The following is a 12,002-nucleotide window of genomic DNA, read 5'->3' as shown; positions in this document are numbered from 1 at the left end:
CAAAAATGACGTTAACCGAGCCGGCGCAAACGGGTACGAAGGGTTCGTCGCAAACCATTGAGATGGCGTGGGATCCGATCACCCGCATCATCGGCAACCTCGGCCTCTACACCAAAATCAACTTCGGCACCAAGACCGTGGAAGAATGCCACAGCACCTCGTCGCTGTTCCGGGGCTATTCGGTGTTCATGAAGGGCAAAGACCCCCGCGATGCCGGCTTCATCACCAGCCGCATCTGCGGTATCTGCGGCGACAACCACACCACGTGTTCGATCTACTGCCAGAACATGGCTTACGGCATCGACAACCCGCCGCTGGCCGAGACGATCATCAACCTGGGTGAGGCGGCCGAATATCTCTTCGACCACACCATTTTCCAGGACAATCTGGTGTTCATCGATTTCTGCGAGGCGATCGTCAAGGAAACCAACCCCGGCGTATTGGCCAAGGCCGAGAACACCGAAGCCCGTAATGCCGGCATCCACGGCTACCGCACGATCGCCGACATCCTGCGAGCATTCAACCCGTTCGAGGGCGAGATCTACCGGGAGGCGCTGCGCGTCAGCCGCACTACTCGGGAGATGTTCTGCATCATGGAAGGTCGCCATGTGCACCCGTCGACCTTGTACCCCGGCGGTGTGGGCACCATGCCGTCACCGACGACCTTCACCGACTACCTGACCCGGCTGATGGGCATTCTAGATTTCGTCAAGAAGGCCGTCGCGCTCAACGACGACGTCTTCGACTTCTTCTACGAAGCCCTGCCCGGTTACGAAGAGGTGGGCCGTCGTCGGGTGCTGCTGGGTTGTTGGGGCGCATGGCAGGACGCGTTCAAAGTCGACTACAAATACGAGCACATGACCGAGTGGGGCCGGGCGATGTTCGTGACACCCGGTGTCGTCGTCGACGGCAAGTTGGTGACTACCGACCTGGTCGACATCAACCTCGGAATCCGGATCCTGTTGGGCAGCTCCTACTACCACGATTGGGTCAACGAGGAACCATTCGTCACCCACGACCCGCTGGGCAACCCGGTCGACATCCGGCACCCCTGGAACCAGACCACGCTGCCCGAGCCGCAAAAGCGCGACTTCAACGACAAATACAGCTGGGTGATGAGTCCGCGCTGGCTCGACAAGAACAGCGGCGAGCACCTGGCGCTGGACACGGGCGGCGGACCGTTTGCGCGGCTGTACTCCACTGCGCTGGCCGGCCTGGTCGACACACCCTACGTGAAGTCCACCGGTCACAGCGTGCAGATCTCGCTGCCGAAGAGCCGCACCCTGCCGGAAACCACCCTGGAGTGGAAGATTCCGCAATGGTCCAACGCGTTGGAGCGTGACCGCGCCCGGGTGTACTTCGTCGCTTACTCCGCAGCGATGGCGCTATTCTTCGCCGAGCGAGCCATGGAAATGGTGCGCGCCGGAGAAACCAAGGTGTTCAACAACTTCGAGGTGCCGCATGAGAAGGCCATCGGCTGCGGTTTCCACGAGGCGGTCCGCGGGGTGCTGTCGCATCACATGGTGATCGAGAAGGGCAAGATCGCCAACTACCACCCCTATCCGCCCACACCCTGGAACGGCAGCCCGCGCGATTCGTTCGGCACACCAGGGCCATACGAGGACGCCGTGCAAAGCATGCCGATCTTCGAGGAGAACGGCCCGGACAATTTCCGCGGCGTCGACATCATGCGTGCGGTCCGCAGCTTCGACCCGTGCTTGCCATGCGGCGTACACATGTATGTCGGCGGCGGGCGCACCATCCACGAGACCCACTCACCGACGGGCTACCTAGGGTCATGACTGAACCGGAAGCGCCGCAACGGTTGGCCGACCGCGAAGTCGGCGACGCTCTGAGCCGGCTCAACGACTTGCTCGAGGAGATAGAGCAGACGCCCGGCCCGGCCGGGGAGATCGCAGCCGAGACGGTGTCGGCACTGGCGCGGATTTACGGTGAAGCACTGACGCGGGCCATCGGCCATGTCGTGGGCATCCCCGCGGCGCGGGAAGCGTTCTTGAACGACGAACTACTCGGGCATCTGCTGGCGCTGCATGACGTGCACCCAGAACCAGTCGACGGCCGCGTCTCGCGGGTGCTCGCCAAGCTGGCGGGCCCGCTCGACGACCACGGCGCCCGGGTCGAATTGAGCGCGATCGAAAACGGTGTCGCCACCGTGCGGCTGTCAGCCCATGGCTGCGGCTCGGCCGGAATCGCCGATGTGGTACGCGAAGCGGTGCTCGCGGCCGCGCCGGAGCTGTCCGAAGTGACCGTAGTGTCGGGCGCGCAACACGACAACGCATTTGTGCCGCTGGACAAGCTGATGGTTCGCGCGTCGACCAACGGAGCCCCAACATGACCCGCGCCGGCGTCGAGACAACCGCGCGGACGGGGCTGTCCGCGCTGCGCCGCACCATCCGCCGGACGGCCACACCGTCCGACGAGGTGTTGAAGTGCCAATTATGCAGCGCCCCAGTGGCGGAAACGCACCGGCACATGCTTGACGAGCAGACCGGTGAGCTGTTATGCGCTTGCCGGGCGTGCACGGTGCTGTTCGAGCGAGAGGCCGCCGGACGTGGCCATTACCGACTGGTGCCCGATCGGCGACTGCGGCTGCCGGCTTTCCCGGTCGGCGGACTGGGTGTCCCCGTAGGTTTGGCATTCTTCACGGTTGACACCGACGGCTCGGTCATCGCCCACTATCCCAGCCCGATGGGTGCGACAACCTGGGAGGTGGATGCCGCGAATTGGCAGCAGGTATTGCAGGAATGCCCGCAGTTGCAGGACTTGTCGCCGGTCCTCGAGGCGTTGCTGGTGAACACGACTCGTGATGCCCGCGAACACTGGATAGTGCCGATCGACGACTGCTACCGCCTGGTCGCCGTCATCCGCCAGGAATGGCGGGGGCTGTCCGGAGGCAGCACCGTGTGGCCGGCGGTTGACCGCTTTTTCGCCGAGCTCGATCCACAACGTCAGATACTGCTCTAACGCAACGCAATTGGAGGGAACCAGATGGCTGAAATCCGAGTTGGCAAGGCCAAGATCAAACCCGATTCGACGTCGCATTCGTGGCGGGTCCAGCAGGGCAACCAAGGTCCGTACGACAAAAACGTCGGCCACCACAAGGATGGTAAAGCCGACGCCCGTCGCTCCACCGGAGTCGGCCCGAAGAGACACGACGCGATCCTGCCGATCATGCCCAACTTGCCGCCGGGGTGAACTCCGTAATGGATTTGACCGATACCGAGGAGAGTTCAGTGATCGTTCTCTATGTAGTGATTGCCATCCTGGCCTTGGTGGGGCTGGCGTTCATTTGGCGCGAACTGCCCGCCATCATCCGCTACCTCAAAATTGAACGGATGTGACTAGTACCGTTGTTTATCCGACCTGCCGCAGCGCCTCGGGGGTGAGGTCCTCGCGGGAGGGGTAGCCGTCGACGGCCATCAGCAGGTCGGCTTCGGCCAGTAGCGAGCGCAGCACGTGCACAATGCCATCGTCACCGCCAAGAGCCAGACCGTAGGCGTAGGGCCTGCCGATTCCGACTGCGGCGGCCCCCATCGCGAGCGCCTTGATGATGTCGGGTCCGCTGCGGACACCCGAGTCGAACAGCACGGGTAGCCCGTCAGCCGCCTCGAGGACTCCTGGCAAGCAGTCGAGGGCGGGTACACCACTGTTGGCCTGTCGGCCCCCGTGGTTCGAGCAGTAGATGCCGTCGACGCCGGCGTCTTTGGCGCGCCGCGCATCGTCGGGGTGGCAGATTCCCTTGGGGATTACCGGAAGCTCGGTCTCCGCACGTAGCCAGTCCAGGTCATCCCAGCGAAAAGGCCCGCCGAAGATGGGAAGCTTCTGCACCGCGGCCTCCGTTGGATCTTCGCCGGGTTTCAGGCTGTCGAGGAAGACGGGGTCGCTGGTGTAGTTGGCAAGACAACGACTGGGCACCTGCGGATAATTGCCGGCGCTCAGGTCACGCGGTCGCCAACCGGTCACCCAGGTATCGAGGGTGACGACGATGCCCTTATACCCGGCTGCCTCGGCGCGATGCACCAGGCTGGCGGCCATCGCGCGGTCCGGTGGCGTGTAAAGCTGGAAAAACCCGGCGGTGTCACCTAGCTGAGCCGCTACGTCTTCGAGTGGGTCGGCCGACAGTGTTCCGGCCATGAACGGGATACCGGTGCGCGCCGCCGCACGGGCGCAGGCCAGATCGCCATGGCCGTCTTGGGCGCATACGCCGATGACGCCGATCGGTGCCATGAACGCCGGAGCGGGAAACTTCACCCCGAACACCTCGACCGAAAGATCACGTTCGGTGGGGGCGACCAGCATCCGCGGCATCAGGCCCCAGCGTTCGAAGGCGCGACAGTTGGCGCGCTGGGTGTGCTCGTCGCCGGCGCCGCCTACTACATAACCCCATACCGACTGCGGCAGCGCAGCCGAGGCTTTCGCCTCCAGGTCAGCGAAAGTGATTGGCAAAGCCGGGTTTTCGCCCTTTTGACCCTGCGTGTAAATCTCGTTTTGATACTGTGCAAACGCCATAGGCAACAAGTACCCGACGGTGAGCCCACCAAACCGGCTTCAGACCGCGCCAGTAGGAGTCTGGCCTGCGTGCGGCGGAGGGCTAGGCGCCGCTGATATTGCATGTTTTACTCATCCAAGTCCCGGGTAATGCGCTTGTGTCGACGCAACATTCAAGCTCGCCGGAGCGCTCCGACGTGCTGATACGACACACGGCATCGGCACAGAGCAGGTGAACACCATGGCCGCAGCGCCCCGGCACCGTCGAGCGCTCGTTGGCGCGGGCACCGTGGGGTGGTGAAGGCCGACGCCATGACAGCCACATCGTATTCATTTGTCGACGAGTGGGGACCACCGCCGCCGCATCGTCGGCACGCCCGAGATCAGGTACTCAGCGGCAGACGGGCCCGACGCATGAGTCGGCGCTTCACTGCCGTCGGTGTGGGAATCCCGGCGGCACGCCTTCAGGAGATAGCCGCGGGTAGGTCTCTTGCGTCTGACGACTTGGTGAATGTCAGTTTCGCACTCGTGGCGACTGAAGTGATGCGGGAAGAGCGTCTCGCGATGTTCAAGCGAGGCCGACGCCGCGCCACCCGATGGCTCATATTTGCCGGCGCGACTCTCGCGTCGTTGAGCGTGCTCTGTTGTATTGTCTTCGCCTTCATCAGCCTGGCTCTGTACGAGTCACCGTTGTGAGCGTCGCTTGGGCGCTGACTAAGCCCGCTGTTCTGTGTCATTTTCGGACTGAGGCCTGCCCTGACAGTCGCGTTTACCGGCCCGGATATTCGGGGATTCGGCTGACATGGCGATTTGTGCCACATGCGGGAACGACTACGACAAAGCGTTCACGGTGACTTGGCAGGGGCGCACCGCTACTTTCGACAGCATCGAATGTGCGGCCAGCGAAATTGCGCCCCAGTGTGCGCACTGCGGCTGCCGAATTCTCGGGCACGGGGTTGAGACCACTGACGCTGTCTACTGTTGCGTGCACTGCGCACGCGAATCCGGTGACGACGCGCTGGCCGACCGGCAACAGTAACGATGGGTACGCCACCGTTGCCGCCCCGCCCCGACGAGCCTGGCCGCGAAGACCGCAGCGTGCGGCCGGCGGTCACTTTCGCTCTGGTAATCGCCGTGGTAGGCGTGGCCTTCCTCGTTCTGGCGGCATTGTCAGTTGCTGGTTGCGACGGCGGCACGCGCACCGACACAGCGGCGTGTGGCTCAGCACTGCGCATCGCGCTGGGAGTTGGCGCGCCGGTGATTCTGTTCGGCGGAGGCGTCTGGGCGTTCGCGCGAACGTACCGGCTGTGGCGGCAGGGCAGGCCTTGGTGGGCATGGCAGGGCGCGGGTTGGTTTTTGCTGCTGCTGATGCTCCTCACACTGACGATGGGCCTGCCGCCGATCGCCGGGCCGGCTCTGGGCGGTTAGCGCTAGGCCGAAGCCCTCCCTGGTTACCCGACTCAGCTGCGGGTACTTCTCCTGAAACCCGATAGGAGCAGCACAGATGCCTGAACCCGAAGCGATCGTCCGGAAACTGCATGATGCACTCAACAATGAGGAGGGGCTCGCTGCTCGGCTTGAGCAGTCGTTGCTGGCGGCTCGGCGGTTCGCCGAGGCCGAGCTGAACCCGAAACTGTTCGAGGCACTGGAGTGGCCTACCGACATCGGTCAGTACGAGGAGTACCTGCGGCGCTTCGTCAGATGGGTGCCCCACGAGTCGAGCGCGGACGCCTGGAAGAACGAGAACCGGGAGTCCCAGGAAGTCAGCGATCGGATGAGCCATTTCTACTTCCTCGTCGACCAAAAGGTCGGCGAGCAGGCTCCGCAGGACTCCGACGTCTTTCGCGGGTGGATAACCGAGTTCGCCCGGCATTGGGGAAGCTTCCTGGACACGCCCGAGTCGTTCAGCCAGGACGCGTTGCAGTCGTTCATCGACAACGCGCCGGAGTATCGCATCCACGAATCGCTGGTCGACGGCGTGCCGAACGCGCCCAGCGGTTGGTTGAGCGCTAACCAGTTCATCGCCCGTGAACTCAACGGTGGTCTGCGCCCGATCGCCGAGCCGACCAGCAACTTGGCGGTCACCTCGCCCGCCGACTGCATGTATCAACACACCTTCGACATCGATGCCGACTCGAACATCCCGGCCACCAAGGTAAAGAGCGAAAAGTACGGCAACATCAAGCAGCTCATCGAAGGCAGCCGCTACAGCGAGAGCTTTGCCCGGGGCACGTTCGTGCACTACATGCTGCCGGTGCACGCCTACCACCGCTACCACCTGCCGGTTGGCGGTGTGGTCGAGGAGTCCTACCGGATCAGCGGCAAAGTCTTCATGCGGGTGGGCATCGAAGATCACGAGCTACAGGCCAGCGACAGCGCCACCAGCGGCTACGAATTCTCACAGACCCGCGGAGTAGTCACCCTCGACACGTCGCAGTCCGACTTAGGTGACATCGGGATCGTCGCAGTCATCCCGGTAGGAATGGCGCACGTGTCCTCGGTAACACTCACTTCGACTGCTGGCAAGCACATGGCCAAAGGCGAGGAGTTCGGTTACTTCCAGTTCGGCGGCTCCGACATCATCATCCTGTTCCAAAATGGGGTCGACCCGCAGATTGACACAAGCGAGGACTTCCGCCTCGTGGGCTCTCCGGCAGCGCGTTGCAAGCCGATCACGCGCTGACCAGACACGCCGCGCTCCTACCGGGATCGAAAAGAGCTGAGGTTTAACATAATCGAGAGCTCACCCACTACACTAGGCGTGCCGACAACCAGCCGCGGGCAGGCCGGAATCGCGGCGGATGAATTGAGCCGGAAAGTTTGCGTTTAAGGAAGTGAGCGTATGGGCAACAACTGCGGCATGATGGCACGTCACGTCGTTCGTCTCGTCGGTTCTGCGATGGTCGCAGCATGCAGTCTCAGCGCCACCGTCCTTTCTGGCCAGGCTCTTCCGTCGGCGTCGGCCGCGGGATGCCCCGATGCCCAGGTGGTGTTTGCGCGCGGTACCGGTGAGCCACCCGGCGTGGGTCCCACCGGACAGGCGTTCGTCGACGCGCTCGGCCAGCGCATCGGCGGGAAGTCGCTGGAGGTGTATCCGGTCAACTACCCCGCCAGCGACGAGTGGGCCACCGGGGTGGACGGCGTCAGGGACGCCGGCGCTCATGTCGTGTCGATGGCGAACACCTGTCCCAATACCAAGATGGTGCTCGGCGGCTACTCCCAGGGCGCGGCCGTGATGGGCTTCGTCACGTCGCCAACGGTTCCCGACGGGGTTGATCCTGCGACAGTGCCCAAACCGCTCTCGCCTGCGGTGGCCAACCACGTCGCCGCGGTCGTTCTGTTCGGAACCCCGAATGTGCGGGCGATGAGCTTCCTCAACGAACCGCCCCTCACCATCGGCCCGTTGTATCAGCCCAAGACCCTGCAGTTGTGCGTTCCAGAGGACCCGGTCTGCTCTGACGGGATGAACTTCGCCGCGCACAACACCTACGTAGACGAGGGCAGCCTGATCAACCAGGGCGCAGACTTCGCCGCAAGCCACTTGCAGGCGAGTCCCGGCGCCGCAGTGCCGGCGGCGTCTCCGGGCGGGGGTTTTGGAGAATGACTCCCGCCTGACTCGGTCCACACGGCGCACCATCGAATCCGCTTGGCGCAGCCCAAATAATCCGGCTGGCTGCGGTGGGGCGGCACCGGCGATCAGACCGTCACCCGACGGCACTGCTATGTCCCATTTCGGTAACAAGCGGTGTCGCGAGGTTTAATTCGCGCCGCTCAGACTGATTCACGATTATGAACAGCGCAGTGGGATATGAGACCGCGGCACTTACATCCCAGCTCGCTGAGATGTGCGCTATCACCGCTCAGGCAATGAACCATGCCACACATGCATTGCTGCTGGCCGACATTAACTCGGCCGAAGCTGTCATCGGCGGACACAAGGAAACCGTCGCCATGAGCTCGAGCATCGAAGAGACCACGTTCCTCTTGCTGGCGTTGCAACCGCCGGCAGCCACTGAACTGCGCGTGGCCGTCAACGCCATCAGGCTCGCCGCGCACGCAGAACGCATGGGCGAACTGGCGGTGCGGGTGGCCGAGATGGCCCGCCGCCACCACCCTCATCATGCGGTGCCTGCCGAAGTAAGCGGACGCATCGCTGAACTGAGCGCATTAGCCGTGGCGCTGGCCTGGACTGCCCAAGAAGTGCTGCTGTCGCGCGAGCCAGGCCCGGCCACGCGCCTTCGCCGCCGCGACAGCGCGGTCGGCGAACTGCACCGCCAGTTGCTGACCGTGCTCATCGACCCAGGATGGCGATACGACGTCGCCACTGGGGTTGACGTGGCCCTGGTCGGCCGGCTCTATGAGCGTTTCGCCGACCATGCGGTACAAATCGTTGAGCGTTTCGTCTTTCACACCAACGGCCACCACTCTCAGACGGTGTCGGCGCCACGGGCTCTAGCACGCAGTAGCGTGCGGTGGCCCGGCACACCACAAAGCGGCGGGCTTGGCCTCGCCAACTCCGCGCAACAGCTGGCCGCGAATCGGCCGAACCCGTAACGGATCAAACAGAAAACGCGGAGTCGGCGTCGCCGAAGAACCTTCTGGACAGATTGCCTCATCTTTGTTAAGAAAAAGAGGTCGTGGTCTGTCTTTCAGACTGCGGGCAGCCATCCATCACGGCGCTCGGGGGCACCGCGCTACGAAAAGAACGCCCCATGAGCCGTGTTATCGAACTCTCCCGGCCGGCAGTCGTGCTGAGCAAGATTCCCCCGACCATCAACGCGCCTCGACCGTTGTCGGTAGACGTCGGCAATCCGCTGAAGCTGTCTGATGGGTAAGCCAACTCCGGAAGGGCGGTGGATGACGAAGTTCGTTGAGCTGACATGGGATTCGTGGATACGGCTAATGGGCGGCAGCCCAACCGGACGGAAGGGATAGAGATGGATGCGAACAAAAGACGTTGGATGCGCCGACTGCTGAATGCCGGAGTTGTGGCCGCCGCACTACCGGGACTGGCTGGGTTGGTCGGGGCTGCACCGCCGGCGCGAGCCGCTGCGCCCGAATTCCTTGCGGTGCCGTCGCCGTCGATGGGCCACGACATCACCGTCGAATTTCAAGGTGGCGGAGCGCCGGCGGTCTACTTGCTCGACGGGCTACGTGCCCGCGACGATCGCAGCGGCTGGGATATCGAAACCAACGCCTTCAACGACTACGCCGGTTCGGGTATATCGGTGGTGGCGCCGGTCGGCGGACGGTCCAGCTTCTACTCCGACTGGTACGGCTCGGCGAATGGCCAAACCTACAAGTGGGAAACATTCTTGACGAATGAGCTTCCCGGCTATCTTTCCAGCAGAGGTGTGCGGTCGAATCGCAATGCCGTGGTGGGCGTTTCGATGTCCGGATCGTCAGCGTTGACCTTGGCCGCCTACCATCCGGGGCAGTTCGCCTACGCCGGTTCGCTGTCGGCATTGCTGAACCCCTCCCAGGGCAGCGGGCCGACCTTCATCAAGTTCGCAATGAACGACGAGGGCGGTTTCAACCCCGAGGACATGTGGGGACCGGCAGGCGGCCCCGGGTGGCAGCGCAACGACCCCACCGTGCAGGCCGGCCGGCTAGCCGGCAATAACACTCGGCTGTGGATCTACAGCGGCAACGGCACGCCCTCGGAAAACATCGGCGAGGGCAGCGTGCCGGGGCAGGTCATCGAGCAGGTGATCTTGCAAAGCAATGAGGCTTTCCGGAACGCTTACACCGCGGCCGGCGGCCACAACGCGACGTTCAACATCGACAGCAACGGCGTTCACAGCTGGGGCTACTGGGGTAGCCAGCTGGCGGCCATGAAGCCGGATATGCAGCGGACGCTGGGCGCCGGTGGCGGAGCACAGACGTGATAGCGCCGTGGCTATCCGACGGTGAACAGGGCATGGTCGACATTGCCCACGGAATCGATCGACACATGGCCGGCGATGGCCGAGAGAAAGCGACCAGCAAGATCGCGGACCTTGATGTTGGTTTCTTGTGAGCGACAGACCAAGATGTCGAACGCCCGCTCCGCGGAAATGCCATGGGCCACCATCAGTACGCCCTTGGCCTGCTCGATTTGGGCGCGCGACGACGCGATTTCGGAAAGGGCAGTGCTGATATTCGACTGCAGTGACTCGGTGACATCGACGTAGAACCCGGTCGTGCCGGTTGCCGCACCGGCTTCGCCGTACAGCACGTCGCCCACGACCACCACCCAGTGCGTGTGTCCGGCGGTGTCAATGATGCGATGACGGCTGCAAAACGGTTCGCCGGAGAGCACTCGACCCAACACCGCAGCGACTCGCTGCCGGTCGTCGGGATGCTTATGCTGCAGCAACAGATCGGTGGTGGGTACCACTGTTCCCGGCTGGTAGCCGTGCATGCGTGCGACCGCATCTGACCACTCCCAACGCTGCTCGTCGAGGAAGAACCAGAACCTGCCGACGCGTTGCGGCTCAGCCGAGGCGATGACCGAATGAGCGGCACTCAGTTCGTCCGGCGTGAGCGCGTCCAGCATCGGCTCCGACGAGCCCGCAGCCGGGGTCTGCCCGGACTTCGCATTGAGATGGTTCTCCATCGGCGACACCGCCTTTACCTGTCGCATCCCGACGAAACTCGTCCGCTGGAGTACCCGCCGGCGCCTACGTCGAAGCCGGGTAGTCACCGAGCATTAGTGCCCAAAAATTTTCTGGTTTGAGGGTGCGATCCGGTGGGCACTTCCTGCGCCATGATTGCACGTCACCTCGTCCGATTCCTTGGTCCTGCGGCACTTGCCGCCTGCGGCCTCAACGCCTGGCTCCTGTCTGATTCTGCTCTTCCCACCGCGTCCGCCGAGCCGTGCCCCGATGTGCAGGTGGTGTTCGCCCGCGGCACCGGGGACGATCCGGGTGTCGGCCCGGTCGGGCAGGCCTTCGTCGACAACCTGCACCAGCGAGTTGGCCCGCGGTCGCTCGACGTATATCCGGTCAACTATCCCGCCAGCGAACAGTGGGATACCGGTGTCGACGGGATCAGAGATGCCGGCGCGCACGTCCTTTCCACGGCGAACAGCTGTCCGCAGACCAAGATGGTGCTCGGCGGTTACTCCCAGGGCGCGGCCGTGATGGGGTTTGTCACCTCGGCTGCAGTCCCCGACGGCGTCGATCCGGCGACCGTCCCCAAACCACTGGACCCCGCCGTGGCCAACCACGTCGCCTCGGTCGTCTTGTTCGGCATGCCCAATGTTCGGGCCATGAACTTCCTCGGTGAGCCGCCGGTCGTCATCGGCCCGGCGTATCAGGGCAAGACCATCAAGGTGTGCGCCACCGAGGACCCGGTCTGCTCTGACGGGATGAATTTTTCGGCCCACAAAACCTACGCAGACGACGGCGCGATGATCGACCAGGGAGCGGCCTTTGCAGCAAACAGCCTTGGTGCAGGTCCCCCTGTCCCCGTGTCGGTGGCAGCTCCACCGCAAGGCTTCGGTGAGTGAG

General features: G+C 63.6%; 15 protein-coding genes. 13 read left to right on the top strand and 2 right to left on the bottom strand.

Annotated elements, in window-relative coordinates; translation table 11 throughout:
* Nucleotides 1-5 precede the first annotated feature (5 nt).
* Genes AC5Y49_RS07700 through AC5Y49_RS07680 form a run of 5 tightly spaced genes read left to right on the top strand, consistent with a single transcriptional unit; the run spans nucleotide 6 to nucleotide 3,362 of the window.
* Nucleotides 6-1,802 (top strand): nickel-dependent hydrogenase large subunit, encoded by a 1,797-nt coding sequence (locus AC5Y49_RS07700; protein WP_499885557.1) that lies wholly within the window; start codon nucleotides 6-8, stop codon nucleotides 1,800-1,802.
* The gene (locus tag AC5Y49_RS07695; RefSeq protein ID WP_499885554.1) at nucleotides 1,799-2,356 is read left to right on the top strand and encodes a NifU-related iron-sulfur-binding protein; all 558 of its coding nucleotides are present in this window, start codon (nucleotides 1,799-1,801) and stop codon (nucleotides 2,354-2,356) included. Before AC5Y49_RS07700 ends, AC5Y49_RS07695 begins: the two co-directional genes overlap by 4 nt.
* Nucleotides 2,353-2,985 (top strand): DUF5947 family protein, encoded by a 633-nt coding sequence (locus AC5Y49_RS07690; RefSeq protein ID WP_499885551.1) that lies wholly within the window; start codon nucleotides 2,353-2,355, stop codon nucleotides 2,983-2,985. The genes AC5Y49_RS07695 and AC5Y49_RS07690 overlap by 4 nt, the downstream gene beginning before the upstream one ends.
* Before the next feature lie 24 nt (nucleotides 2,986-3,009).
* A complete protein-coding gene (locus AC5Y49_RS07685) occupies nucleotides 3,010-3,216 on the top strand; it encodes a hypothetical protein (RefSeq protein ID WP_499885548.1) in 207 nt (68 codons plus the stop codon).
* Nucleotides 3,217-3,224: 8 nt separating this feature from the next.
* The gene (locus AC5Y49_RS07680; RefSeq protein ID WP_499885546.1) at nucleotides 3,225-3,362 is read left to right on the top strand and encodes a DUF6893 family small protein; all 138 of its coding nucleotides are present in this window, start codon (nucleotides 3,225-3,227) and stop codon (nucleotides 3,360-3,362) included.
* Nucleotides 3,363-3,375: 13 nt separating this feature from the next.
* Here AC5Y49_RS07680 and AC5Y49_RS07675 read toward each other — a convergent pair whose 3' ends face one another.
* Nucleotides 3,376-4,530: an alpha-hydroxy-acid oxidizing protein gene (locus AC5Y49_RS07675; protein ID WP_499885543.1), complete on the bottom strand. Its 1,155-nt coding sequence runs from the start codon at nucleotides 4,528-4,530 to the stop codon at nucleotides 3,376-3,378.
* 781 nt (nucleotides 4,531-5,311) lie between these two features.
* On the opposite strand from AC5Y49_RS07675, the gene AC5Y49_RS07670 reads away from it, so the two are divergent.
* From AC5Y49_RS07670 to AC5Y49_RS07640, 7 genes are all read left to right on the top strand, one after another.
* Nucleotides 5,312-5,548 carry a metallothionein gene (locus AC5Y49_RS07670; RefSeq protein ID WP_499885539.1) on the top strand — a complete coding sequence of 79 codons (237 nt, stop codon included), beginning with the start codon at nucleotides 5,312-5,314 and terminating at the stop codon, nucleotides 5,546-5,548.
* A gap of 2 nt (nucleotides 5,549-5,550) precedes the next feature.
* Nucleotides 5,551-5,937, top strand: a complete 387-nt coding sequence (locus AC5Y49_RS07665; RefSeq protein ID WP_499885537.1) for a hypothetical protein — start codon at nucleotides 5,551-5,553, stop codon at nucleotides 5,935-5,937.
* Nucleotides 5,938-6,013: 76 nt separating this feature from the next.
* Nucleotides 6,014-7,192, top strand: a complete 1,179-nt coding sequence (locus AC5Y49_RS07660; protein ID WP_499885532.1) for a phosphatidylserine decarboxylase — start codon at nucleotides 6,014-6,016, stop codon at nucleotides 7,190-7,192.
* Nucleotides 7,193-7,351: 159 nt separating this feature from the next.
* Entirely contained in the window at nucleotides 7,352-8,113 is a 762-nt protein-coding gene (locus AC5Y49_RS07655; protein WP_499885530.1) for a cutinase family protein, read from the top strand.
* A gap of 185 nt (nucleotides 8,114-8,298) precedes the next feature.
* Complete coding sequence (locus AC5Y49_RS07650; RefSeq protein WP_499885527.1) at nucleotides 8,299-9,063, top strand: phosphate signaling complex PhoU family protein; 765 nt, start codon at nucleotides 8,299-8,301, stop codon at nucleotides 9,061-9,063.
* A 158-nt stretch (nucleotides 9,064-9,221) separates the two neighbouring features.
* Entirely contained in the window at nucleotides 9,222-9,344 is a 123-nt protein-coding gene (locus AC5Y49_RS07645; RefSeq protein ID WP_499885524.1) for a hypothetical protein, read from the top strand.
* A 126-nt stretch (nucleotides 9,345-9,470) separates the two neighbouring features.
* A complete protein-coding gene (locus tag AC5Y49_RS07640; protein ID WP_499885520.1) occupies nucleotides 9,471-10,397 on the top strand; it encodes an esterase family protein in 927 nt (308 codons plus the stop codon).
* An 11-nt stretch (nucleotides 10,398-10,408) separates the two neighbouring features.
* Here the strand turns inward: AC5Y49_RS07640 and AC5Y49_RS07635 are convergent, their stop codons facing one another.
* A complete protein-coding gene (locus AC5Y49_RS07635; RefSeq protein WP_499886317.1) occupies nucleotides 10,409-11,047 on the bottom strand; it encodes a PAS and ANTAR domain-containing protein in 639 nt (212 codons plus the stop codon).
* 210 nt (nucleotides 11,048-11,257) lie between these two features.
* Here AC5Y49_RS07635 and AC5Y49_RS07630 point away from each other — a divergent pair, with 210 nt between their 5' ends.
* Entirely contained in the window at nucleotides 11,258-12,001 is a 744-nt protein-coding gene (locus AC5Y49_RS07630; RefSeq protein WP_499886315.1) for a cutinase family protein, read from the top strand.
* Nucleotide 12,002 lies beyond the last annotated feature (1 nt).

Source organism: Mycobacterium sp. NGS62, assembly GCF_059812285.1.
The sequence above is the reverse complement of the archived record's forward strand: the minus strand, read 5'-3'. Positions and strand labels throughout refer to the sequence as shown.

Bases quoted from the DNA above. Each gene is read 5' to 3' on its own strand.
- AC5Y49_RS07700 (WP_499885557.1), top strand. From the start codon at position 6: ATGACGTTAACCGAGCCGGCGCAAACGGGTACGAAGGGTTCGTCGCAA.
- AC5Y49_RS07695 (WP_499885554.1), top strand. From the start codon at position 1,799: ATGACTGAACCGGAAGCGCCGCAACGGTTGGCCGACCGCGAAGTCGGC.
- AC5Y49_RS07690 (WP_499885551.1), top strand. From the start codon at position 2,353: ATGACCCGCGCCGGCGTCGAGACAACCGCGCGGACGGGGCTGTCCGCG.
- AC5Y49_RS07685 (WP_499885548.1), top strand. From the start codon at position 3,010: ATGGCTGAAATCCGAGTTGGCAAGGCCAAGATCAAACCCGATTCGACG.
- AC5Y49_RS07680 (WP_499885546.1), top strand. From the start codon at position 3,225: ATGGATTTGACCGATACCGAGGAGAGTTCAGTGATCGTTCTCTATGTA.
- AC5Y49_RS07675 (WP_499885543.1), bottom strand. From the start codon at position 4,530: ATGGCGTTTGCACAGTATCAAAACGAGATTTACACGCAGGGTCAAAAG.
- AC5Y49_RS07670 (WP_499885539.1), top strand. From the start codon at position 5,312: ATGGCGATTTGTGCCACATGCGGGAACGACTACGACAAAGCGTTCACG.
- AC5Y49_RS07665 (WP_499885537.1), top strand. From the start codon at position 5,551: ATGGGTACGCCACCGTTGCCGCCCCGCCCCGACGAGCCTGGCCGCGAA.
- AC5Y49_RS07660 (WP_499885532.1), top strand. From the start codon at position 6,014: ATGCCTGAACCCGAAGCGATCGTCCGGAAACTGCATGATGCACTCAAC.
- AC5Y49_RS07655 (WP_499885530.1), top strand. From the start codon at position 7,352: ATGGGCAACAACTGCGGCATGATGGCACGTCACGTCGTTCGTCTCGTC.
- AC5Y49_RS07650 (WP_499885527.1), top strand. From the start codon at position 8,299: ATGAACAGCGCAGTGGGATATGAGACCGCGGCACTTACATCCCAGCTC.
- AC5Y49_RS07645 (WP_499885524.1), top strand. From the start codon at position 9,222: ATGAGCCGTGTTATCGAACTCTCCCGGCCGGCAGTCGTGCTGAGCAAG.
- AC5Y49_RS07640 (WP_499885520.1), top strand. From the start codon at position 9,471: ATGCGCCGACTGCTGAATGCCGGAGTTGTGGCCGCCGCACTACCGGGA.
- AC5Y49_RS07635 (WP_499886317.1), bottom strand. From the start codon at position 11,047: ATGCTGGACGCGCTCACGCCGGACGAACTGAGTGCCGCTCATTCGGTC.
- AC5Y49_RS07630 (WP_499886315.1), top strand. From the start codon at position 11,258: ATGATTGCACGTCACCTCGTCCGATTCCTTGGTCCTGCGGCACTTGCC.